This window comes from Enterobacter cloacae complex sp. CDL013, from assembly GCF_049238805.1.
GTDB classification, from domain to species: domain Bacteria; phylum Pseudomonadota; class Gammaproteobacteria; order Enterobacterales; family Enterobacteriaceae; genus Enterobacter; species Enterobacter hormaechei_C.
Genome location: NZ_JBMKGT010000003.1, coordinates 468,533 through 492,322 on the forward strand (window position 1 = coordinate 468,533; position 23,790 = coordinate 492,322).

Here is a 23,790-nt window from a genome sequence, read left to right on the forward strand (position 1 = left end):
ACTGTTGTTTTATTACAGCGGTTATTTTCCGTTCCACGAAAGTTTATAATCCTGCTTTCTTATTATTGCCACGGATCTTTTATGCGCATACTTCACACCTCAGACTGGCACCTGGGTCAAAATTTTTACAGCAAAAGCCGCGCCGCGGAACATGAAGCGTTCCTGAACTGGCTGCTGGAGACGGCTCAGGCTCACGAGGTGGACGCGATTATTGTGGCGGGCGACATTTTTGATACCGGATCGCCGCCGAGCTATGCGCGTGAGCTATACAACCGTTTTGTGGTCAACCTCCAGCAAACCGGTTGTCACCTGGTGATTGTCGCCGGAAATCATGACTCGGTGGCGACGCTGAATGAATCCCGCGATATTCTGGCGTTCCTCAATACCACCGTGGTGGCCAGCGCCGGGCACGCGCCGCAGATCCTGAAAAAACGCGACGGCACGCCGGGCGCGGTGCTGTGCCCAATCCCGTTTTTACGCCCGCGCGATATCGTGCAAAGCCAGGCGGGTCTGTCCGGCAGCGAAAAACAGCAGCATCTGTTGCAGGCCATCACCCGCTATTATCACCAGCAGCATACGGAAGCCTGCGCCCTGCGCGGCGATCAGGCCATTCCGATCATTGCCACCGGACACCTCACCACCGTCGGAGCCAGTAAGAGTGACGCGGTGCGCGAGATCTATATCGGTACGCTGGACGCGTTTCCGGCGCAAAACTTCCCCCCCGCCGACTACATTGCCCTCGGGCATATTCACCGGGCGCAGATCATCGGCGGCTGCGAGCATATCCGCTACTGCGGCTCGCCCATTTCGCTCAGTTTTGACGAAACGGGCAAAGCCAAATCCGTGCATCTGGTGAGCTTCACCGAAGGCAAACTTAGCGCCGTTGAGACGTTTGAGGTGCCGGTCACCCAGCCGCTGGCGGTGCTGAAAGGCGATCTGGCCGCCATTACCGCTCAGCTTGAGCAGTGGCGCGGCGCAGCGCTTAATCCCCCCGTCTGGCTCGATATCGAAATCACCACCGACGACTACCTGTACGATATGCAGCGTAAAATTCAGACGCTGACGGAAGACCTTCCCGTGGAAGTACTGCTGGTACGCCGCAGCCGCGAGCAGCGCGAGAAAATACTGCTCAACGCCCAGCGTGAAACGCTTAGCGAACTTCGGGTTGAAGAGGTGTTCGCGCGGCGGCTTGCGCATGAAGAGGTGGACGAGGCCAGACGCACCAGGCTTAACGAGCTGTTTGCCCAGACCCTGCACTCCCTCCATGACGAGGACGAAAACGCATGAAAATTCTGAGCCTGCGTCTGAAAAATCTGAATTCGCTAAAGGGTGAGTGGAAAATTGATTTCACCGCGGAGCCGTTCGCCAGCAACGGGCTGTTTGCCATCACCGGCGCAACCGGCGCGGGTAAAACCACGCTGCTGGATGCCATCTGCCTGGCGCTGTACCACGAAACGCCGCGTCTTAATAAGGTCTCTCAGGCGCAAAACGACCTGATGACGCGCGATACCGCCGAATGCCTGGCGGAAGTGGAATTTGAGGTCAAAGGCGTTGCTTATCGCGCTTTCTGGAGCCAGAACCGCGCCCGCAACCAGCCGGACGGGAACTTACAGGCACCGCGCGTAGAGCTGGCCCGCTGCGAAGACGGCAAAATTCTGGCCGACAAAGTCACGGATAAGCTGGAACAAACCGCCGCACTCACCGGGCTGGACTATGGTCGCTTTACCCGCTCGATGTTGCTCTCGCAGGGGCAGTTTGCCGCCTTCCTGAATGCTAAACCGAGCGATCGCGCTGAGCTGCTGGAGGAACTGACCGGCACGGAAATTTACGGCCAGATTTCCGCCATGGTTTTTGAAAAACACAAAGCGGCACGTAACGCGCTGGAGATGTGCGAAGCGCAGGCCGCAGGGGTTGTGCTGCTGAGCGAGGAACAGCAGCAGCACTTGCAGCAAAGTTTGCAGGCACTTACTGACGAAGAGAAAATCCTGCTGGCACAGCAGCAGAGCCAACAGAAAGATTTTCAGTGGCTTACGCGTAACGACGAACTGATACGTGAGCAGCAGCGCGCAGCCGCTTCGCAGCAGCAGGCGCAACAGGCTCTGACGGACGCCGCGCCGCAACTGGCTAAGCTCCAGCTGGCGCAGCCCGCCGCCCAGCTACGTCCGCTATGGCAGCACCAGCAGGAGCAGACCGCCTGCCTGTCGCAGACCGCAGAGCGAATTGTCGAAGTAAATACTCGCTTACTCGACAGAGCGGCACAGCGCGCGCGTATCCGCAACGGTGCGCAGCGCAACCGTGAACAGTTGCAGACAGAGCACACGGCGCTGACGCAGTGGCTAACCGAACACGATCGTTTCCGTCAGTGGGGACAGGAAATTGCCGGCTGGCGGGCGCATTTTACGCAGCTGAATCGCGATAAAAATCAGCTTGTTGCCCAGGCAGCGCGCATGGCTGAGCTTCGTCAGAAGCTGGCTGAGCTGCCGGAGAGTACGCTGACGCTGACGGCTGAGGATCTCGCGACGGCAATGGAGCAACAGGCACAATCGCGGGCGCTCCGCCAGCGTCTGACTGCGCTTCACGCTCGCTATCAGCCGCTGCAAAAACGGCTGCGCCAGAATGCGGAAAGCGTGCAGAAAGCGCAGGCTGAGCAGGGTAAGCTCAATGAAACGCTGATCCTGCGGCGTCAGCAGTTCAAAGAAAAAAATCAGCACTATGCCGACCTGAAAGCGCTCTGTGAGCGTGAGGCGACAATCAAGGATCTTGAGAATTATCGTGCTCAGCTGGAAGCGGGTAAGCCTTGCCCGCTCTGCGGTTCACGCGAACACCCGGCAGTTGTGCAGTATCAGGCGCTTGAACTGACTGACAATCAGCGCCGCCGCGACGCGCTGGAGAAAGAGGTTGCCGCGCTAAAAGAGGAAGGATTGCTGGTGCTCGGGCAGGTGAATGCGCTGACCCAACAGATCCAGCGCGAGACTGAGGAAGCACAGGCTCTCTCTCAGGAAGAGCAAGCACTCACTAAAGAGTGGCTGGAGGTCTGCACCTCCCTGAACATAGCGCTGAATATTCAGGATGATATAGCACTCTGGATGAGCGCACAGGAGCAGTATGAACGCCAGCTGTATCAGCTCAGCCAGCGTCTGACGCTGCAAAACCAGCTCATTGAACAGGAAGGTCAGGCGCGCCAGTACCAGCAGCAGCTGACGGCGACGCGTCAGGCGCTGGCGGCCTCGCTAGAGTCGCTGTCGCTTAGCGTGCCCGATGAAGGGGCCGAAAGCGCCTGGCTGAGCGCGCGCGAAAGCGAATATACCCTGTGGCAGGAAAAACAGGCCCAGCACGGTACGATTCAGGAACGTATTAACGCCCTGATGCCAATCCTGGAGACGCTGCCGGTTACCGATGATACAGAAGCCGACGCGGTTATACCTGAGAAGTGGCGCGGCATCCACGACGAATGCGTGTCGCTGCAAAGCCAGCTCACCACCCTCCAGCAGCAGGAGACGCTTGAGCGTGAACGGCTCCAGCAATCACAGGCTCAGTTCAACGCCGCGCTGACCGCGAGCTGCTTTGCCGATCGGGAGGCATTTCTCTCCGCCCTGCTGGATGAAGCGTCGATCCGCCAGCTTGAACAGCAAAAGCAGACGCTGGAAAACCAGCTCCAGCAGACCACGGCGCTTTCGGTGCAGGCAAGCCAGCAGCTTCAGGCGCATCAGGCACAGCGCCCCGAGGGGCTGGAAACCGATGCCGCAACGCTTCAGGCGCAGTTACATCAGCTGGCGCAACAGCTTCGGGACAACACCACGCATCAGGGGGAGATCCGCCAGCAGCTCAAACAGGACGCCGATAACCGTCTGCACCAGCAGGCGCTTATGCAGCAGATTGAGGAGGCGGCGCGTCAGGCCGACGACTGGGGCTATCTCAATGCGCTGATAGGCTCCAGCACCGGCGATAAATTCCGTAAATTCGCCCAGGGGCTAACGCTGGATAATCTGGTGTGGCTTGCCAACCAGCAGCTCAACCGTCTGCATGGCCGCTATCTGCTTCAGCGTAAAGCCAGCGACGCGCTGGAGCTGGAAGTGGTCGATACCTGGCAGGCCGATGCGATACGCGATACCCGTACCCTTTCCGGCGGGGAGAGTTTCCTGGTCAGTCTGGCGCTGGCTTTAGCGCTTTCCGATCTGGTCAGTCACAAAACGCGCATTGATTCGCTGTTCCTGGATGAAGGGTTCGGCACGCTCGACAGTGAAACGCTGGACACCGCGCTGGATGCGCTCGACGCACTGAACGCCACCGGGAAAACCATCGGCGTGATCAGCCACGTTGAGGCGATGAAAGAGCGTATTCCGGTGCAGATCAAGGTGAAGAAGATCAACGGGCTGGGGTATAGCAGGCTGGACAGGGAGTTTGCGGTGAATTGAATGGGGGACGGTGCGGTCTGATGCCCTCACCCTGGCCCTCTCCCTGTGGGAGAGGGTACAAACATCAAAAACGGCAACGCAAGTTGCCGTTTTGCGTTTATTCCGGCCAGAGCCACGCCGCGCCGCGTACGCCGCTGGAGTCACCGTGGACGGCTTTGCGGATCGGCGTTTCGCACTCGCCGCCAAATACCCACTGTTTCACCAGCGTTGGCACCGTGGCGTACAGCCGGTCAACGTTGCTCATGCCGCCGCCCAGCACAATCACGTCCGGATCGAGGATGTTGATCACATGCGCCAGTGACTTAGCCAGCCGCATTTCGTAGCGGCTGAGCGCCAGTTCAGCCACCGGATCCTGCTCCTCAACCAGACGCATAATCTCGTTACCTTTCAGCGGCTGGCCGCTCAGACGATGATAATCGGTGGCAAACCCCGTACCGGAGATAAAGGTCTCTATACAGCCCTGCTTGCCACAGTAGCACGGCACTTCGGCGCGGTATTTGAGTTCATCTTCATCCATCCACGGCAGCGGGTTGTGCCCCCACTCGCCCGCGGTGCCGTTGCCGCCAATATGCGAGCGCCCTCCGAAGGCCACGCCCGCCCCGCAGCCGGTGCCGATAATTACGGCAAATACGGTCTGCGCGCCAGCCGCTGCGCCATCCACGGCCTCAGACACCGCCAGGCAGTTTGCGTCATTCGCCAGACGCACTTCCCGGTTCAGGCGTTGACTTAAGTCTTTATCAAACGGCTGACCGTTGAGCCAGGTGGAGTTGGCGTTTTTTACCACGCCGGTATACGGCGAAATGGAGCCAGGGATCCCCATCCCGACTGTGCCCGTCTCGCCCGTTGCCTGCTCTGCCATATCGACCAGGCGGGCAATCGTCTCTATGGTCTGGTGATAATCATCGCGCGGCGTAGGCAGACGGTGGCGAAACAGTTGCTCCCCCTGCTCGCTCAACGCAATGACTTCTGTTTTGGTGCCGCCCAAATCAATCCCAATACGCACAAGACACTCCTCATTATTTTGATTATCAACAGAGTAGAAGCCTGCTTCCCGATTAGCAATGCAAGCGATGCGACAATTCGTTATCATGCCCGCTGATTTAACGACAAGGCCGTGGAAATTATCATGCTGTGGTTCAAAAATTTGATGGTTTACCGTCTCAGCCGCGACGTTTCGCTGCGTGCAGAAGAGATGGAAAAACAGTTAGCCGCTTACTCCTTTACCCCTTGCGGTAGCCAGGATATGGCAAAAACCGGCTGGGTTCCGCCAATGGGTTCTCAAAGCGATGCGCTGACCCACGCCAGCAGCACGGGGCAAATCATCGTTTGCGCCCGCAAAGAAGAGAAGATCCTGCCGACGCCCGTGGTTAAGCAGGCACTCGAAGCGAAGATCTTCAAGCTGGAAGCTGAACAGGGCCGTAAGCTTAAAAAAACCGAAAAAGATTCGCTGAAGGATGAAGTGCTGCACTCGCTGCTGCCGCGCGCCTTTAGCCGCTTTAGCCAGACCATGATGTGGATCGACACCGTTAACGGGCTGATTATGGTGGACTGCGCCAGCGCCAAAAAAGCCGAAGATACGCTGGCGCTGCTGCGTAAGAGCCTTGGCTCATTACCGGTGGTACCGCTGGCGCTGGAAACGCCGATTGAGCTGACCCTGACCGAGTGGGTGCGCAGCGGGACTGCCGCGCAGGGCTTCCAGATCCTTGATGAAGCAGAGCTGAAAGCGTTGCTGGAAGATGGCGGCGTGATCCGAGCGAAGAAACAGGAACTGGTGAGCGACGAAATCGCCGTGCACATTGAAGCGGGCAAAGTGGTGACCAAACTGGCACTCGACTGGCAGCAGCGCATTCAGTTTGTGATGTGTGATGACGGCTCCGTGAAGCGCCTGAAATTCTGCGATGAACTGCGCGATCAGAACGAAGATATCGACCGCGAAGATTATGCTCAGCGCTTTGACGCAGACTTTATCCTGATGACCGGCGAGCTGGCGGCGCTGATTCAGAACCTGGTGGAAGGTCTCGGCGGCGAAGCGCAGCGCTGACAGGCAAAACGTAGGCCGGGTAAGCGAATGCGCCACCCGGCATGCTTTTATTTCAGATAGCGGCACAGATAAGAGGTTGGCTCTGCAACCTGTAAATGGAACTCGCTGTGGCCCGGCACGTTGAAGACCTGCCCGGCACTATATACTTTCCACTCCGTTTCACCCGGCAGCAGGACGTTCAGCGCGCCGCTGACCACCGTCATCTCTTCCGCTTCTGCGGTGCCAAAGGTGTATTCCCCTTCCGCCATTACGCCGACACTGGCGCGGCCAGTGCTGCTGCTGGTAAAACCAATGGATTTCACTTTACCGGAAAAGTATTCGTTACTTTGAAGCATGAACTGGCCCTTATATTTATAGAGAAAAATCCACTATAGGGGCCATGCTCATGACCTGTCACGCAAAATCATTACACCAGTAATTCTGACGCCAGACGCGCCATCAGGACGTTAGAGAGCAGCACCGGAACATCCAGCGCCTTTTGCAATAAATCACGATGCCGCTGATGGAAGCCCAGGCAGTCGAGCATCAGGACATCCGCCCCTCTGTCGATCAATTCCTGCCCGGCCGCAATCAGCTTCGCTTCGCTGTCCCAGAACGGGTTAGCCAGCGCGTACAGCGGGGTGTGCTCCAGCGCAGCCCACTTCACCGTCTGGTTATCCAGCAGTTCCTCAACGGGAACGATGACCCCAACCTGATGACCATCAACAATAGAGGCCACCAGCGGGGGGATAATCCGCATCGGTTCGAGCAGAATGGCATTACGCGCGCTGAGTCCTTTAACGGGTGCCGTGCTCATCAGCAAAATGACGTCATAGTCCTGATTGTCGAGCACTTCGATCACGCCCTGTAGCGCGCGCTCGATTTTCTGGCGCGACACATGCGCCAGTTTACCGTCACTGAGTAACGTTGCCAGGGGATCTTCCCCCTCTCCGACCGCGTAGTCTTCCATGACCTCTTCCCGACTGAGCTTCCCTAACAGACTGAGATGCGTAATTTGTTGTTCAGAGACATGCTCGGTTAAGAGCGGTAATACTTCGCTTACAGGCACCACACCAATCGTGAGGATCGCCAACGTCGCCTTCATTTTGATCGCCTTCCGTTACTACCACAACTGCCACACAGGTGCAGGCTCACTACGCTGCACTGTTCATTTATTCAACAAAACAGCACCAAGCGTAGCAGGGGATCTCAACACCGTAGTGTAAAGATCGACTGGCCTTTCCGAATCCACCTGTAATAACTAAATATTAACTGCTGCTTAACATCAGCGATAAGTTAAAAGTGTGATTCAGGCACGGTTGTAACGAATTCGGATTCCTGTCAGGACTTCTCAGGATCCTCATAGCGCCGTTTCGCATCCAGCGCTTCCTGTTCGGTTTCATGTTCGCTGATCAGCGAATCAGGTTTAGGGTGATCGGCACGCAGCTGGTACCAAGTTACGGTTTGATCACCATTACCTTTTTCAACGGTAACGATGCGGGCTTCACGTGGATAGGGAGGTCTGGTTGGCATAGCTCATCCTTTTTTTATGTCTGAGCTATGAGTATAGACGGCTGTTAGCTGGCGCAAGCCAAACGCAGGGCGGTAATAATCTGAATTGCAACTTTTTCGGGTGACGCCGACGCATCCACAACGTGGTGTGCCGCCTCGCGGTACAGTGCATCGCGTTCGGCGAGGACCTCGCTGACCTCTTCACTCAGCGGTTTCGCGGTCAGCGCCGGGCGCTGCCCCTCTTCCGGAAACGCCTCCAGCCGCCCCACCAGCGTAGAGACCGGGGCACAGAGGTAGATCACGACACCCTTTTCGCGCATAAACTGGCGGTTATACGACGCCAGGATAATGCCCCCACCGGTCGCAATCACGGTTGACGGCGCGGTCACCGCTTCCAGCGTGGCCGTTTCACGCGCACGAAAGCTCTCCCAACCCTCATCTTCAACGATATCGGCGATAGTCTTACCCGCATTCTCCTGAAGCCAGTGGTCAGTATCGACAAACTGACTCTGGCACAAACGCGCCAGCTCCAGACCAACGGTGGTTTTCCCACAGCCGCGAGGGCCAACTAAAAAGATGGGTGGGTTCATAACCAGGTGTTCCCCTTGCTGCCGGATAACTGAGGCTGTAAAGAAATGATTGCAGTAGATGTTGCGCTAACTTTACTGCAAAGCGGTACGGAATGACAAGCCTGTGGAAGCCACACTGTACCACAAAACCGCCCGGAGGTGGGCTACGCCGGGCGGCGCTTCACTTCCAGCAGCCATTTATCCAGCTCGGCGGCAAACTGCTGGCGATCGCGCTGCGACAGGCTGTCCGGCCCACCGGTTTGCACGCCGCTGGAACGCAGCGTATCCATAAAATCACGCATGGTGAGCTTCTCCCGGATCGTTGCCGGAGAGTAGCGCTCGCCGCGCGGGTTAAGCGCCGCGGCCCCCTTCGCCAGCACGTCGGCAGCCAGCGGGATATCCGCCGTGATCACCAGATCTCCTGCGTCACACAGGCGTACTATCTCGTTATCCGCCACGTCAAACCCGGCCGGAACGCGCAGAGATCGGATGTATCTGGAGGGCGGCACGCGGATATTCTGGTTCGCCACCAGCGTTAGCGGCATCTGCACACGCTCGGCAGCACGAAATAAAATCTCTTTAATCACATTCGGACACGCATCCGCATCAACCCAAATCGCCATCGTCTCTCCCCATTATGATTCTGGCGACTATTGTCGCCTGCATTTCGTTGTTAAGCTATCAATGAGAGATAACAACGCATAATAACGGAGAGACGTGATGGATAAGAAAATCGGGTTTATCGGCTGCGGAAACATGGGCAAAGCTATCCTCGGCGGACTGATTGCCAGCGGGCAGGTGCTGCCGGGGCAGATTTGGGTCTATACCCCATCCCCGGATAAAGTCGCGGCGCTGCGTGATGAGTATGGTGTCAACGCTGCCGAAAGCGCGCAGGAAGTGGCTCAGGTGGCGGATATTGTCTTTGGCGCCGTTAAGCCGAATATCATGATTAAAGTCCTGAGCGAGATCACCTCCAGCCTTAACAAAGAGACCCTGGTGGTGTCGATTGCCGCAGGCGTGACCCTCGATCAGCTCGCCCGCGCGCTGGGTCACGACCGTAAGATTGTTCGCGCCATGCCAAACACCCCGTCGCTGGTGAATGCCGGTATGACCTCCGTTACCCCGAACGCGCTGGTCACATCTGAAGACGTGGCAGATGTACTGAATATCTTCCGCTGCTTCGGCGAAGCGGAAGTGATTGCCGAACCGATGATCCACCCGGTGGTCGGCGTGAGCGGCTCTGCCCCGGCGTATGTCTTTATGTTTATCGAAGCCATGGCCGATGCCGCCGTATTGGGCGGAATGCCGCGCGCGCAGGCCTACAAATTTGCAGCGCAGGCGGTGATGGGCTCGGCCAAAATGGTGCTGGAAACGGGTAAGCATCCGGGCGAATTGAAAGATATGGTGTGCTCGCCTGGGGGCACAACCATTGAAGCCGTGCGCGTGCTGGAAGATCGCGGATTCCGCTCCGCCGTGATCGAGGCGATGGAAAAATGCATGGAAAAATCAGAGAAGCTCAGTAAGTCCTGATGCGCTACGCCGGGCGTCAGGCGGCCACTTCGGTGCGGCCCCGTCCGGCATTTTTGGCTTTATAGAGGGCCACGTCCGCCGCCTTTAGCCATTCACGATAGTGGGTGAACTGCGCCCCCCAGGGGGCAACCCCAACGCTGATACACAACCTCGCCGTTGGTGCTCCGTGCAGCGGCATGTTGACCAGCCGTTCATGGACGCGCGACATCGCTGCAATCGCGCTGTCGGCAGGCGTGCCGGACATGATCACCGCGAACTCATCCCCACCAAAGCGGCCAATATAATCGCCTGAGCGCAGAGTCAGCTGAAGCTGGCGCGTAATGGCAACAATCGCTTCATCTCCCACGTCATGCCCCCAGGTGTCGTTGATCGTCTTGAAGTGATCGATATCAATGAGCAGTATCGTCGCCTGTCGATGGCTGCGACGGCAGGCCTCAAATTCGTAACGCAGCAGCGTTTCCCAGTGACGGCGATTGAACACGCCGGTCATTCCGTCGCGGGTACTCATCAGCTCAAGCCGACGCTTATGCTCTGCCAGCCGGATCGCCGTGCGGTGGCTGAGCCATGCAAACAGCATGGGGTAGACCACCAGCACGGGGAGCGTCAGCCACAACGCCAGCGGTTCAGAGGTCAATAGCACAGGAGTACCCGTGGATTGCACGGTGAGCAGAGCAGACAGGGCAAGCAGCGCCAGTCCTGTCAGAAATAAGCGACATCCCCCCGATCCCATCATATTCATGCCGATCATCATGATCAGCGCCGCCGTTGGTAGTGCATTGAACCCTGTTAGCCCCATCCAGACACCGGCAAGAATGGCATCGATTTTCAGATTAACAATTTCACTTCTGTGGGGTTCAGCCGAACGAAAAGCCAGCTGCCAGGCCAGATGGGGCCAGACAAAGACCCAGCCCACCAGCAATAACCACCAGACGCCGGAAAGAAACTGGCTCACCAGAACGCTGGCAAGCGGAACAAATAGCGCCGCCAGACCAACGATGCGTGCCAGCCGTATTCGCCGGGCAAATCGCAGACCGGAACGGTATGAATCATCCTGAGAAAGCTGCTGGTGCCACGCTTCCCGAATGTTCTCGTGACTGTCATAAAACTCATCATTCATCATCTTTGGGAATATTCTGAAACATTTTCCCAAATTATAGAGAGGGGGATAGCGGGGAAAGTATGAAATTTTGGGTGAGCCACAGCCGTGACTCACCCGTTAGCACTACGCCTGTTTTTTCAGGCACGCGCTCATGAACTTGCTGCGATCGTCGCCTTTCAGCATCTGCTGTGTCGCCTGGGCGTTGCACTCACGCATTTTTTGCTGCTGTGGGGTCAGGCTTTTTTCACCGGGTTTAGCCGCACCATTTTTAAGGCAGTCGCTCATGTACGTTTTACGGGCATCCCCTTTCAGGCTTTGCGATGTCGCCTGTTGGTTACAGGTCGTCATGCGCTGCTGCTGGGGCGTTAACGTTTTCTCTTCCGCGTGTGCTGAGGCGATCAGACACAGGCCAGAGAGCAGGGTAACCAGTATTGTTGTTTTCATTGCACCATCCTTTATGTGAAGTTCCACGTTAAGTCTGGCTCGTTACGGGGAAAAAACCACCCTGCGACTCTGATTTTCGCCGGGCTCTGCGGTTATTTCAGCCCTGTATCGGCACAATATTCATTAACCGGTTTCGCCGGGGGGGAGGCGGTAATTAATAACAGAAATTATGCGGTGAAAGGTGTGCTCTGTCTCAATTTAATTTTCCCTGCATAAATGTGTAAAAATAAAAACAGAGCGACGCCAGGCATCCTGCATGACAATTCTGTGACACGTCATTTCACCTCAGGCAGGTTAGCTGCGAGGATGCCTTAAAAGCTTCTTTACGTATTGCTGAAGCAGCTCCGCATCTTCCGCAGGCACCTGGGAATCAGGACGCGCTTTTTCCAGCGCGCCTTCAACGTTGTCGATCAACGCCTCCTGCTCCGGTTTTGCCATCTGTCGCAGCAGCGCCGTCACAACGATTTCCAGCGCCTCGACCTGGGCAACCAGCTCTTTCGACTCTTCTTCCTTTTGGGCAAGCTTAACCAACAACTCAGCAATGAGATTTTTCATGGTGCTATTTCCTTATGTGATTTCCCCTGAAATTAACACCCTCTCTGAATAATGAAAAGCATGGATTGGTTTTATCTTATGCAAAAGTGACATCGCTGCCAAAAAAGATATTTCAGCGCGAAAGCGAAACGTTTTCCTGAAAGAAAGGCGCCGCATTTCGTTATATAAAAATGCGGCGTTCATAAGAATAAATAATATATTATCGTGTTTACCGGGCCGACTTTGCCTCAGCGATTCGCCTGCGGCGTCGCAAGGCAAAGGCCAGTTGAATAATATTTAGCAGGACCACCACCGCCGTCGCGGCAAATACCCAGCGGAAACCCGCCATCGCCGAGACCGAGGCGCCGATAAGCGGGCCTGCTACGTTGCCTAAATACATGAACGACTGGTTGTAGCCAAAAATGCGGCCGGTTACCTGGTCACTGGAATATTTCACCAGCAGCGTCTGAACAGCGGGCAGCATGGCGCCATCTGCGAAGCCAAGCAGGAAGCGCAGGATGCCGAGCTGAAGAGGTGTGGTGACGAATGACATGGCAAAGAAAAGGATCACCGCAATGATGAGCGTTGCCATCAGAATACGTGCCGTACCGATCCTGTCGCCCAGTTTCCCCAGACGCGGAGCAGACATCAGCGCCGACACGCCCGGCACCGCGGCAATCATCCCGCTCAGAAAAGCAATGTTGCTGCTGTCCGGCGCCATCGACTTGATAAACAGCGCCAGAATCGGCCCTACCGAACCGTTACAGAGCTGGATCACCATCGTCGTCACAAAGAGGCTAATCATCAGGCCAGGATAAGGCAGCGAGGCGAAAACCGCTTTTCCGCTCAGGCGTTCGGATTTACTGACAACAGGCCGCCCGCCCTCTTTAATCAGAAAAAGGGTGACCAGAAAGCTGATCGTTAGCAGGATCGCGGTAATGATAAAGACCGCACGCAGCCCGACATGGTCCGCCAGGAAGCCGCCGAGCAGCGGGCCGCCAATGACCCCGCTGATCTGGGCCGTGGAAAGCGTGCTGAGCGCCCAGCCGCTTCGCTCACGCGGTACCTGTGAGGCCACCAGCGCCATGGCATTCGGAATGTAACCGGAGGTCAGCCCCATTATCGCCCGCAGAATAAACAGCTGCCAGACGTTGGTGGCGAAGGCCTGGAGCAAAATGGCTATCGCCATCCCCAGCGAGGCGCGGAGCAGCATCAACTTGCGCCCCTTGCGATCCGCCAGACTGCCCCACATCGGCGACACAATGGCGGAGACCAGAAACGTCACGCTGAACGTCAGGCCGGACCACATCGAGAGCGCTTCATGGGAAGTCACTCCCAGCTGCGATACATACAGCGGCAGGAAGGGCAATATCTGGCTGATAGCCAGTCCGGTGAAGAAGCAGCCGAACCAGACTGAAATGAGATTAACTTTCCAGGATTCCATAACAGAAATAGTCTTCATTTTTAGGCGAATTCGCCGACAGATTAGCAAGTTACGCGCAATGACATAGCGCCAGAGATGCGGCCTTGCAGACTTTGGTGTTTTATCTTCCCAGTCATCATATTTGTGAAATAAGTCACAATTTATCCAATTTTTGGCGGAAGATTATGCTTCATCGACATAATCCATAGCCGCGCATCCCCAGATGGAAATGGTTGGCATGGGCGGCATTATAGTCCGGCCCCAGACCGTTACCGTAATAGCCACAGCTTGCCGAGAGCAGGGCCTGTAGCCAGGGCTGCGTCTTTTCCGCTTTCCAGCCGTTCAGGACGGTAACGCGCTGTCCATTTGCCAGCCTGAAAGCGCTGATATCCAGCGCATCCGCCGTGGCATGTTCGCTGCGCCGCGCATCCGGGCGGCTGTAGATATTGCGGCAGGCGAAGCTGCCCAGATGTTCAATACGCGTAAGCTCGCTTCCGGTCCAGGTTTTGGTGAGCGGTCGGGCCTGCTGGCTGACAAACAGCGCCGAACTTAACGCCAGCGGACAACTGGCCAGAAAGCTGCTGTTCAGGCTCACCGGGCCAAAATCGCGCACGCGCACCACGTTACTCAGCGGACACTCACCGGCGCTGTCAGCGACAGCCTGGGTACGGATAAGCTGGCGTTGATTCGCCTGCGCTAACAGGCTTTCGCATGCCTGCGGTGTTAAACGTCGAAGTTTAAACTGGGTTATTTTTCCGGGCGGATCGTCAAGCGTAAGCGGCACGAAAGGATTGTAATACGGCGGCAACCAGCGGTAGCCCACCATGGCGATCCCGGCAATAACAATAAGAATAAGCAGACCTTTTCCTTTCACGCGCCCCCCTTCAGCATCCCCAAAACATTATGGCAGAAGGCCGCGAAACCCGCCGGGCATCGTGGTATGTTATGGGCTTTTCGTCAGACTGGAAGAGAGTGAGATGGCAAAGCAGCGCGTAGGTATTGTCTTTGGGGGAAAATCGGCAGAGCACGAGGTGTCATTGCAATCGGCTAAAAATATCGTTGATGCGATTGATAAAAGCCGTTTTGACGTGGTGCTGCTGGGCATTGATAAACAGGGCCAGTGGCATGTTAACGATGCCAGCCAGTATCTGTTACACGCTGACGATCCGGCGCACATTGCCCTTAATCCTTCTGATGTCAGCGTCGCAACGGTTCCAGGCGTGGAACAGGGACAGCTTATCGATGCCGGGAACGCGCAGGCGCTGGTACAGATTGACGTAGTGTTCCCTATCGTTCACGGCACGCTGGGCGAAGACGGCTCTCTGCAAGGCATGTTGCGGATGGCAAACCTGCCGTTTGTCGGTTCCGATGTGCTGGGCTCTGCCGCCTGCATGGATAAAGACGTCACAAAACGTCTCCTGCGCGACGCCGGTCTGAATATTGCGCCGTTCGTGACGCTCACTCGCGCCAACCGCGATAAACACAGCTTCGCGCAGATCCAGGCGCAACTCGGCCTGCCGCTGTTTGTGAAACCGGCGAATCAGGGCTCGTCCGTCGGCGTCAGCAAAGTCACCAGCGAAGCGCAGTTTAACGATGCCGTTCGTCTGGCCTTTGAATTTGACCATAAGGTGGTGGTTGAGCAGGGAATTAACGGTCGTGAAATTGAGTGCGCCGTACTGGGCAACGACTTCCCGCAGGCGAGTACCTGTGGTGAAGTGGTACTGAACAGTGACTTCTATTCCTACGACACCAAATATATTGACGACAAAGGTGCCCAGGTTGTGGTTCCCGCCGCGCTCGATCCCGACGTTAACGACAAGATCCGGGCGATCGCCGTTGAAGCCTATCAGGCGCTGGGATGCTGTGGGATGGCGCGCGTCGACGTGTTTCTGACGCCGGATAACGAGGTGGTGATTAACGAAATCAACACTCTGCCGGGCTTTACCAATATCAGCATGTACCCGAAGCTGTGGCAGGCCAGCGGGATAAGCTATCCGGAACTGATCACCCGCCTGATTGAACTGGCGCTGGAACGTCACGCCGCTGACAGCGCCCTGAAAAGTTCCGTTAACTAACGCTTAGTCAGCTTTCTCTGCCGTCGTCGTCTCATCGGGACGACGGCGGATAATAAATCCCGCCAGCCAGAAACTGATTACCCAGGTTACCAGCCCAACCGCATAGGTTTGCCAGCCTTTCGCTTCAAATCCCAGCAGCCCGACAACACCGTTGAGAATAAAGATCAGCCCGATCGCAAAGGCGTAGTAATGCCAGTCACGGCGTAATTTGGAAGTGAGCTTCATGACAACTCCGGCAGAAAAAAAACTATCCTCTCACAGTTTGATAAAGGCGTCTGTGGCGGATACGTAAATTCTGAAATGCAGCGCAGTTTCACTTATGTTATCAATTTGTGACGTGATGCAGAAATCGACAATCCAGGAGAAATCCTGAGCCGAATTTCCCACGATTCTGATATTGACAAATGCTATGACCTGTCACACTCACCCTGTACGACGCGTATTAAAACAGAGTGATATTATCGGGAGGTCTTATGGCAGACTTTACATTGTCGAAACCGATTTTTGGCGGAAAACAACCAAAAACCTCCACGGCGGGGAATATTGCCTATGCCCTGTTTGTTCTGTTTTGTTTCTGGGCAGGAACCCAACTGCTGAATATGCTGGTGCATGCCCCTGGCGTGTATGAGCATCTGATGCAGGTGCAGGATACAGGCCGCCCGCGCGTTGAAATCGGTTTAGGCGTGAGCACCGTATTTGGACTCATTCCCTTCCTCGCGGGCAGCATGGTTCTGGGCGTGATTGCCCTTGTCCTGCGCTGGCGCAACCGCCACTGATTACAGTCCCATACAGCGTGCCCGACGATCGTCAACGCGTTTCGCGAACCAGGCGGTCGTCAGGTTACGCGTGATCTTCGGGCTTTCCAGCTGAATGCCTGGCAGAATGGCTCTGGGTAATGCCTTTCCACTTTTCTTCTCGGCCAGCGCAAAGACCTGCTTATACAGATCCGTTTTCTCAAACGCCAGGCTGTCGCCCTTCTCCAGCTGTCGGCGAATGTCGCTGTTGCTCATCTCCAGCTTCGTCGAGAGTTTTCGCACCGCACGTTCGGTGGTCCCGGCCTCACTGCTGCCGTAAGCAATGAGATCGCCGTCCAAAGCGAGCTTCACACCGCTGGCGCGGCTTACCGCATTCTGGAAGGCTGCATTTCGGCTGGCATACCAGCCCGCGTTAAAGTCGGCAAAGCGATACAGCGGTTTATCGTAGTTGGCCGGATAATTCAGCAGGTGATACGTCCCAAACCACAGCCCACCGCGCAGGGAGAAGACCTCCTGACGCACCGTACCATCGATATCCCACGGATAGCCGTCGGTATGCTTTTCCGCAAATGCGATACTGACCTGCATCGGACCGCCGGTATGCACCGGATTCAGTGAGCCAAACAGCTTCTGCCCCATCGGCACCATATTGATGAAATCATCGAAAATGGCGCTAAGCTGTTTCTCGGTTTTCACCGTATCCAGCCGTTCACTGTAGCTTTTACCGTTTGGCGAGGTGATTTTAAGGGCGGTATGCACCAGGAAAACCGGGATATGCATCGATTCGGCCCGGCGGTCGATCTCCTTCCAGGCGATTTTGTTCAGGCCAGGCACTACAGGATCTGACTGATACATCGATTCCTGCTGCGCCACCGCGAGCACCGAGCAGATATTCTCCTCGGTAGGCGCGATCTTCTGGCTTTTGAAGGTCGCTGCCAGCGCATCAGCCCACTCACTGCGATCCTTCACGCTGGCGGGCATTTTTTGCCGCACCACGCTCGCCACATCAACGGGCTTCTCCCCTTCTTTGAGCGGGGCAGCCCCTTTTTCGGCACAGCCCGCCAGCACGAAAGCGGCGAGTAACGTCAGCGGTAATGCACGTGGTACAGCAAATGGCATAGCAATTCCTTTTTAACCTAATGTATGGGTGACTTCCTGCACGTCCTTATCGTCCAGCTCACGCTCGAAACTGCGTAAACGTTTGTAGATGGACATCAGCTCCACCAGCGTAGTCCAGGAGCTGATCAGATACTGGAACGAACCGCGAACCTGACCAAAGACGTTGGTGATTTGGGTCATCAGACCGAGCGTAATCGTACCCGCAACGATGGACGGGAACAGCAGGAACAACCCGAAAACGTTATCAACCTGAAGATAAAGAATGCGCGCGATATTGAAATACATGTAATGGAAATAGAGGCGGAAGTAGTTACGACGTACGGCGCCAAACAGCTCACGCACGGTAGGCGGTGACGCGCGGTTGGCATCGTCTTCACCATACACCAGCTCTTTACGGTAGGCCGCTTCCACGCGCTGGTTTTTAAACTCCAGCCCCGGCAACTTGATCCCTACCACCGCCAGCAGCCCCGTTCCCATCAGCGACCAGACAATCGCGGCAATCACCAGGCCGTAGGGCAGATGGCCGACAATCGGCAGCTCCGGAACGTGCGACGAGAGCGTCACCAGCACCGGCAGGAAGGCGATCAGCGTCATGATGGCGTTGATAAAGCTCACGCCCATATCTTCCAGAGTAGAGGCAAAACGCATGGTGTCTTCCTGCACACGCTGTGCGGCACCTTCGATATGTCGCAGGTGCTGCCAGTGCGCCATATAGTGTTCGTTCATCGCGGTACGCCAGCGGAACACATAGTGGCTGACGAAAAAGTTATTCATCACGCCGATCACCACGGCGATGAGGGCGATGCCGAGGAAGATCCCCACCTCATGGTAGAACTGGTTAATGGTCACTTTATGCGGCGAACTCAGCGCCGTCTGGATCAGATCGTAAAACGGCGCATACCAGGCGTTGACCGCTACGCCCACCTCAACCAGGAACCAGGTGACAAAGATGATTAACGACGTGCCGAGAATCGACCAGTATTGCCAGCGGTGAGGAGAATAGACAAACCAGAACATGGCAAAAAGCCCTACGCAGAGCACGTAATAAGCGTAGAAAAGCAGATAGCTCATGGACCAGAAGCGCGCTGCGCTAATGGGAATATCGCCCGTTGCCCCCGTAAGACGGGTCAGCCACGCGCCGCCACCGGCCTGCCAGAAAATGACAGCCAGCAGTGCCCAAATAAATGCCGACAGGAAAAAGGGCCCCGGCTTTGGGAAAAAAGACTTAAACATTGTGCTTCCTTCTTGTTGTTATGGCTGTTGCTGTGTTCAACATATCGCCACACGAAACCTTGCCTGTACCAGCCTCCCGGCTCAGGCAAAAAAGTGAGACCTGCGGGTGAATTATTAGTTCGCTTCCCAGTTTTCAAGAATTGTTTCGGTGCGTTTCATTCGCAACAGCGATCGTAGCGTCTATCATACGGTCGATGTCACAAAATGGGAGCCACGCTGCAAGTAAATTGTTCAAATTTACCCACGGTTACGTTTTTCTCGCTATCGTTATGCAAATCGGGCCATTGCCCGACGCCGATTAGTAGTATAACTACCCGTAACTTTCCTTATTCACTTGATGGATGCTTTTCGTTGAAACGTTGTCTGCTCTCTATCGCCGCGCTGTGTGCGGTGAGCCTGTCCACCGCCCAGGCAGCACAGCCTCTGACGGCCCCGGTTCTGGCCTCTGACATTGCCGATCGCTACGCGAACCTTATTTATTACGGCAGCGGTGCGACGGGAATGGCGCTGGTCGTGATCGACGGTAACCAGCGGGTGTTTCGCAGCTTCGGTGAAACACGACCGGGAAATAACGTTCGTCCGCAGCTGGATTCCGTTATCCGTGTCGCGTCGATAACCAAGCTGATGACCAGCGAAATGCTGGTGAAACTGCTCGATCAGGGCGTGGTTAAACTCGACGATCCGCTCAGCAAATATGCGCCGCCCGGCGCTCGCGTTCCGACATATCAGGGAACGCCGATCAGACTGGTGAATCTGGCGACCCATACCAGTGCCCTGCCGCGAGAACAGCCCGGTGGAGCTGCGCATCGCCCTGTCTTTGTCTGGCCAACCCGTGAGCAACGCTGGAACTACCTGAGCACAGCAACCCTGAAATCGGCCCCGGGCTCGCAGGCCGGCTATTCTAACCTGGCGTTTGATCTGCTGGCCGACGCTTTAGCGACGGCCTCGGGTAAGCCCTACCCTCAACTGTTTGAAGAGCAGATCACGCGTCCGCTCGGGATGAAAGATACCACTTACACCCCCTCCCCGGACCAGTGCAAGCGTCTGATGGTGGCGGAAAAAGGGGCCAGCCCGTGCAATAACACGCTGGCCGCCATTGGCAGCGGTGGAGTTTACTCTACGCCTGGCGACATGATGCGCTGGATGCAACAGTTCCTCTCATCGGATTTTTACGCGCGCAGCAATCAGGCCGACCGCATGCAGACGCTCATCTACCAGCGTGCTCAGTTACGTCGCGTCATTGGCATGGATGTACCCGGTAAAGCCGATGCCCTCGGCATGGGCTGGGTGTATATGGCGCCAAAAGATGGCCGACCGGGGATTATTCAAAAAACCGGTGGAGGTGGCGGATTCATCACCTATATGGCGATGATTCCGCAATCAAACGTAGGTGCTTTTGTGGTGGTCACCCGGTCGCCAAATACACGCTTCGTGAATATGAGTGATGGCGTAAATAATCTGGTGGCCGAGCTGAGCGCCAATAAAGCGCAGGTGCTTACGGCCTCTAACTGATCTCAATAGTCCGTGGGCAAACGGTTGATACTGACCAGTTTGCCCCGGCTCATATTGATGTAGTTCCCCTGACGCAGCGCCGCCAGAACCTCCGCAACGACCGAACGAGAAATACGCGTGCTACGCTGAATATGATTCATAACACCAATTTTTGAACGTAGCGCATCATCCCACTCGGCCATATTCAACAGCATCGCCCGAATTTGGCTATAGGAATTATTTCCAATCAGCTGTATATCACGTTTTCCCAGTAAATGGTTTAGCCATGACAGCCAGCAGAAAGCTTCTTGCCAAACATGCGCTTCTTGAATAAGTTCGCATGCAGTAGAGGCAGGCAAATAAAATCCGGTACAAGGTGTTTGTGCAATCAGAGAATATTCAAGATAGTTGTCATTTATCCATGCGCTTAAACCGTGGATATACGGTGCCCGCGCAATACCCATAAGTAATTCGTCTGATTTACGGTGGACGGCAGTCAGACCGGATTGTATGACAACGGTCAATGGTTCATCATCATTATTGCCGGTAGTTATTAATTGTTGTGGTTCGGTCTTAAATGGGGTACCGGCGATTTCCAGACACTTAATGAGCCGGCTTAATTCAGAAAGTGGTTTCGCATTAACGTTCATGCATACCTCAAGTCATCTGTATCTGTCGGTTCTTTATTATTTTTAAAGCACATAAAAAAGCGGGGGCAAAAACCCCCGCGTTTTTTTCTTACCAGGTATATTTCACACCCAGGTTTGCTCCCCAGTTCTGGTCAACGTCGCCGCCGCCCAGATAAGTCGCATCAGTGTAAGCACTGAAGTTTTTCGTGAAGCTGAACTGAGTACCCAGTCCCACGCGAACCGCAGAGCCTTCTACGCCGTTATCAATGCTGTCGTTGTTGATATCAGCATTGTTGTCAGCATCGTCATACACGTAAGCCAGTTTGAAGTAAGGCGTTAATGCCTGCTCGCCGCCGTAGTTGAAGGTATAACCTGCATCCACGCCGACTTCATAACGCATACTGTCGTAAGACTGACCATCGATACGCATGTCGTTGCTTAACTGGTAGTCATCACCGGACTGGAACAGGCCAGAAATCGCCGCGTAAGGCGTGACGTAGCCAGACAGGTTTGGTTTCCAGTCATAGCCCAGTTTCATCCCGAAACCAACGGCGTCAGTCGTGGTATTACCGTCAACATACTGACCATTGCTCATGGTGGCAGAGAGGTCGTTGTTGAAGCGGGTGTAACTCAGTGAGCTGTCGAGGAAGATATCGTTCATGAACTTCGCCGACGCGTAGATCATCGCAGTCTGGCTGTCCTGATCGACCTGACCCGTACGATCGCTGATATCACCCTTCGCGAAACCAGCCGCACCACCGACAATCCACTTCGCGTTATTACCGTCGATCTGAGTATCCAGACCTACCATAATGCCGCTTACGTCCTGATCGTAGCTAACGGTGCCATTATCCGCGTCAAAGTTGCCGCCGAAATAGCTCACCCATGCGCCGCCGTTATCTGCCAGGCCATGACGGCTGTTGGTCAGACGGGTACCCACGGTATCCTGTTGCAGATTCCAGATGTTGGTATTAGCAGAAGGAATGCTCAGCGCCATGTTGGCGTAGTCAGTCAGCTCTTCCTGCTGGAGAACAACGGTGTCGCCCTTCTGCTGCGCCTGATAGGTGTATGCACCTAAATCAGCTTTATTTGCCGCAGTAAAGCTGGCAGCGGTATCCGCGTTATTGTCATAGACGCGAATGATCTCTTTGTTTTTGTAGTCAGCTACGGAGCCTGCGCCGGTCGCATCGTCGATGCGCACTTTATAGTTACCGGCAACGTCACCGTTCACCGCCAGATGACCGTCAGAGTTCAGCGCGACAACACCATAGTCGTAGTCCGCTTTATTGCGATCGTTGGTGATATACCGTGCGTTGTTCAGGTCGCTGTTCAGCACATAATCGCGGCTGGCAACGTTGAGTACACCGCCATCGGTCAGCACCATATTGTGCGTATCAACCTGACCCAGACCCAGCGCCAGCTCTGCACCGTTGTCCACGGTAATGGTGTTGGCATACAGCTCAGCTGTCTCTTCAGTCAGTGCCGCACGGCTGTAGCTATCCAGATACAGGCTATCGGTTGCTACCGCGCCGTTGTCGCCGATGTTCAGGCTAGACGCATTGGTCAGGGTGATGGAATCCGCCAGCAGGCCGGAGTTTTCAACATTGACCTGAGACTGGTTGTTCACCGTCAGCGCGTCGATGTTGGAGATCTTACGGGTATCCCACTCGGAACCGTTATCCAGCGCCACGTTGAACAGGCCGCTCTGATAAACCTCTTCACCTGCAACGTGACCGTTGCTATCAAAGGTAGAATCAGGCCAGATGCTGTTTGGAGAAAGTGCATGCCAGTCTACATTGCTGTAGCCTTCACCATACATCTGCGCCGTGCCGATGGCCTCAACGCTGGACTGCGCGGCACCCACCCATTTACTGCCGTTGGTCAGCGTGACATCCAGCTTGTCGGTATCATCCCAGCCGTTGGTAGTTGGGTTATAGATGCCGTCATCGGTGGTATCCGTTGCCGGATCGCCATTCTCGTAGAAGTTGTTATCAAAGGTGCTGGAGAAAAGGATGTCGCCGGTAATGGTAGAGTGATCGAAGGTAGCGGTGGTCTGCATAGCGTTATCAGACGCGCCAGCCACAACGATCAGCGCCGCATCATCCGCAGCCGTGGCGTTGGTTTCACCGTAGTCGCTCGGCTTCGCCGTTTGACCGTAGAAGCCGCTGGTACCCAGATCGCTGTACGCACCGGAGGTCAGCACAGAGTCTTTCACCACCAGCGTATCGGTAAAGACATTGCTGCTGTTAGCAACGCCTTCAACACCGTCGTATGGCGTGTTATCCAGATCCTGGTAACCCTGCGTCAGCGTGATACCCGCAACGTGGGAATTGTTCTGAATAACGATATCAGATTCAACGTCCAGCGTGATGGCGTTACCCAGATCATAGGTGTCCAGATAATGCGTTTCAGTGGTTTCGCCATTGACGACATCATACGCGTAATGCTCGTAGGTATCGTTGATGGTGGAGTTATCAACGGTCAGGCTAAAACGATCATACTGGGTATGAGCGGTGCCGTCAGTATCTACGCCATCTGCACACGTCGTGGTCATACACTCTGAGGTGATCATGCCATTAATGGTGCTGTTAGAAATACTCAACGCGTTCGCACGGCCATTGACACCATCATCCAGATAGTATGTCGAAATAACTCCGTTTACGGTTGATTTATTGACGACCGGATAAATGTCACCATCATGTGTGGCATCTGAATAATTCCAGTCAGCATAACCATAATACCAGGGCGTGGACGCAGTATTGTCATATCCAAAAGTATTATATGTCGTGCCGGATATATCTTTCGCATTGGCCTGAGAAGCGATAGCCAGTGTGCAGGCTAATGCAAGTTGTGATACAACCAGTTTCTTTTTCCATGTTTGCATTGGGTCATCCCTCCTCAGGGACGTAAGCAAGTTTGTCCATCAAATCATTTAGCAACAT

Annotated in this window: 23 protein-coding genes; 7 read left to right on the forward strand and 16 right to left on the reverse strand. The window is 55.3% G+C overall.

The genetic code is table 11. The features are described from left to right. The first annotated feature begins 81 nt into the window (after positions 1-81). A complete protein-coding gene (gene sbcD, locus ACOTXD_RS07945) occupies positions 82-1,287 on the forward strand; it encodes an exonuclease subunit SbcD (RefSeq protein WP_023315504.1) in 1,206 nt (401 codons plus the stop codon). Continuing rightward, entirely contained in the window at positions 1,284-4,415 is a 3,132-nt protein-coding gene (sbcC, locus tag ACOTXD_RS07950; RefSeq protein ID WP_061855961.1) for an exonuclease subunit SbcC, read from the forward strand. Before sbcD ends, sbcC begins: the two co-directional genes overlap by 4 nt. Positions 4,416-4,512: 97 nt before the next feature. Here the strand turns inward: sbcC and mak are convergent, their stop codons facing one another. Beyond that, complete coding sequence (mak, locus tag ACOTXD_RS07955; protein WP_003859127.1) at positions 4,513-5,418, reverse strand: fructokinase; 906 nt, start codon at positions 5,416-5,418, stop codon at positions 4,513-4,515. A gap of 123 nt (positions 5,419-5,541) precedes the next feature. Between mak and rdgC the strand changes: the two genes are divergently transcribed. After that, on the forward strand, positions 5,542-6,456 hold the full coding sequence (gene rdgC / locus ACOTXD_RS07960) for a recombination-associated protein RdgC (RefSeq protein WP_003859129.1): 915 nt from the start codon (positions 5,542-5,544) through the stop codon (positions 6,454-6,456). A gap of 47 nt (positions 6,457-6,503) precedes the next feature. Here rdgC and ppnP read toward each other — a convergent pair whose 3' ends face one another. The 5 genes from ppnP to ACOTXD_RS07985 all read right to left on the reverse strand — a co-directional run bounded on the left by ppnP (position 6,504) and on the right by ACOTXD_RS07985 (position 9,139). Continuing rightward, positions 6,504-6,791: a pyrimidine/purine nucleoside phosphorylase gene (ppnP, locus tag ACOTXD_RS07965; RefSeq protein ID WP_003859131.1), complete on the reverse strand. Its 288-nt coding sequence runs from the start codon at positions 6,789-6,791 to the stop codon at positions 6,504-6,506. 71 nt (positions 6,792-6,862) lie between these two features. Beyond that, positions 6,863-7,540, reverse strand: a complete 678-nt coding sequence (locus ACOTXD_RS07970) for an AroM family protein (protein WP_003859133.1) — start codon at positions 7,538-7,540, stop codon at positions 6,863-6,865. A gap of 236 nt (positions 7,541-7,776) precedes the next feature. Continuing rightward, a complete protein-coding gene (gene yaiA, locus ACOTXD_RS07975; protein ID WP_003859135.1) occupies positions 7,777-7,968 on the reverse strand; it encodes a protein YaiA in 192 nt (63 codons plus the stop codon). A 44-nt stretch (positions 7,969-8,012) separates the two neighbouring features. After that, positions 8,013-8,537: a shikimate kinase AroL gene (gene aroL / locus ACOTXD_RS07980; RefSeq protein WP_023315502.1), complete on the reverse strand. Its 525-nt coding sequence runs from the start codon at positions 8,535-8,537 to the stop codon at positions 8,013-8,015. 143 nt (positions 8,538-8,680) lie between these two features. Next, positions 8,681-9,139 (reverse strand): YaiI/YqxD family protein, encoded by a 459-nt coding sequence (locus ACOTXD_RS07985; protein WP_003859141.1) that lies wholly within the window; start codon positions 9,137-9,139, stop codon positions 8,681-8,683. 97 nt (positions 9,140-9,236) lie between these two features. Between ACOTXD_RS07985 and proC the strand changes: the two genes are divergently transcribed. Continuing rightward, on the forward strand, positions 9,237-10,046 hold the full coding sequence (gene proC / locus ACOTXD_RS07990; RefSeq protein WP_022650449.1) for a pyrroline-5-carboxylate reductase: 810 nt from the start codon (positions 9,237-9,239) through the stop codon (positions 10,044-10,046). 16 nt (positions 10,047-10,062) lie between these two features. Here the strand turns inward: proC and adrA are convergent, their stop codons facing one another. From adrA to ACOTXD_RS08015, 5 genes are all read right to left on the reverse strand, one after another. Then, positions 10,063-11,166 (reverse strand): diguanylate cyclase AdrA, encoded by a 1,104-nt coding sequence (gene adrA, locus ACOTXD_RS07995; RefSeq protein WP_023324219.1) that lies wholly within the window; start codon positions 11,164-11,166, stop codon positions 10,063-10,065. A gap of 102 nt (positions 11,167-11,268) precedes the next feature. Further along, entirely contained in the window at positions 11,269-11,589 is a 321-nt protein-coding gene (gene psiF, locus ACOTXD_RS08000) for a phosphate starvation-inducible protein PsiF (protein WP_015571316.1), read from the reverse strand. A gap of 294 nt (positions 11,590-11,883) precedes the next feature. Then, on the reverse strand, positions 11,884-12,144 hold the full coding sequence (gene iraP, locus ACOTXD_RS08005) for an anti-adapter protein IraP (RefSeq protein WP_003859148.1): 261 nt from the start codon (positions 12,142-12,144) through the stop codon (positions 11,884-11,886). 208 nt (positions 12,145-12,352) lie between these two features. Continuing rightward, a complete protein-coding gene (locus tag ACOTXD_RS08010; protein ID WP_015571317.1) occupies positions 12,353-13,567 on the reverse strand; it encodes a multidrug efflux MFS transporter in 1,215 nt (404 codons plus the stop codon). 169 nt (positions 13,568-13,736) lie between these two features. Continuing rightward, positions 13,737-14,420, reverse strand: a complete 684-nt coding sequence (locus tag ACOTXD_RS08015) for an extensin family protein (protein ID WP_061855962.1) — start codon at positions 14,418-14,420, stop codon at positions 13,737-13,739. Positions 14,421-14,523: 103 nt separating this feature from the next. Here ACOTXD_RS08015 and ddlA point away from each other — a divergent pair, with 103 nt between their 5' ends. After that, positions 14,524-15,621 carry a D-alanine--D-alanine ligase gene (ddlA, locus tag ACOTXD_RS08020; RefSeq protein WP_061855963.1) on the forward strand — a complete coding sequence of 366 codons (1,098 nt, stop codon included), beginning with the start codon at positions 14,524-14,526 and terminating at the stop codon, positions 15,619-15,621. 3 nt (positions 15,622-15,624) lie between these two features. Here the strand turns inward: ddlA and ACOTXD_RS08025 are convergent, their stop codons facing one another. Continuing rightward, positions 15,625-15,846 carry a DUF2754 domain-containing protein gene (locus tag ACOTXD_RS08025; RefSeq protein ID WP_015571318.1) on the reverse strand — a complete coding sequence of 74 codons (222 nt, stop codon included), beginning with the start codon at positions 15,844-15,846 and terminating at the stop codon, positions 15,625-15,627. A 248-nt stretch (positions 15,847-16,094) separates the two neighbouring features. Here ACOTXD_RS08025 and ACOTXD_RS08030 point away from each other — a divergent pair, with 248 nt between their 5' ends. Next, positions 16,095-16,397, forward strand: coding sequence for a DUF2755 family protein (locus ACOTXD_RS08030; protein WP_003859159.1), 303 nt, complete (start codon positions 16,095-16,097; stop codon positions 16,395-16,397). Here ACOTXD_RS08030 and ACOTXD_RS08035 read toward each other — a convergent pair whose 3' ends face one another. Both ACOTXD_RS08035 and sbmA read right to left on the reverse strand, forming a co-directional pair. Continuing rightward, the gene (locus ACOTXD_RS08035) at positions 16,398-17,495 is read right to left on the reverse strand and encodes a DUF1615 domain-containing protein (RefSeq protein WP_017383149.1); all 1,098 of its coding nucleotides are present in this window, start codon (positions 17,493-17,495) and stop codon (positions 16,398-16,400) included. Positions 17,496-17,507: 12 nt separating this feature from the next. Next, positions 17,508-18,728 carry a peptide antibiotic transporter SbmA gene (gene sbmA, locus ACOTXD_RS08040; protein WP_003859162.1) on the reverse strand — a complete coding sequence of 407 codons (1,221 nt, stop codon included), beginning with the start codon at positions 18,726-18,728 and terminating at the stop codon, positions 17,508-17,510. 351 nt (positions 18,729-19,079) lie between these two features. On the opposite strand from sbmA, the gene ampH reads away from it, so the two are divergent. Next, the gene (gene ampH, locus ACOTXD_RS08045; protein WP_003859164.1) at positions 19,080-20,240 is read left to right on the forward strand and encodes a D-alanyl-D-alanine-carboxypeptidase/endopeptidase AmpH; all 1,161 of its coding nucleotides are present in this window, start codon (positions 19,080-19,082) and stop codon (positions 20,238-20,240) included. A 2-nt stretch (positions 20,241-20,242) separates the two neighbouring features. Here the strand turns inward: ampH and ACOTXD_RS08050 are convergent, their stop codons facing one another. Both ACOTXD_RS08050 and ACOTXD_RS08055 read right to left on the reverse strand, forming a co-directional pair. Then, entirely contained in the window at positions 20,243-20,869 is a 627-nt protein-coding gene (locus tag ACOTXD_RS08050) for a helix-turn-helix domain-containing protein (RefSeq protein ID WP_003859165.1), read from the reverse strand. A gap of 88 nt (positions 20,870-20,957) precedes the next feature. Further along, complete coding sequence (locus ACOTXD_RS08055; protein ID WP_032608624.1) at positions 20,958-23,732, reverse strand: autotransporter outer membrane beta-barrel domain-containing protein; 2,775 nt, start codon at positions 23,730-23,732, stop codon at positions 20,958-20,960. Between the last annotated feature and the right edge of the window lie 58 nt (positions 23,733-23,790).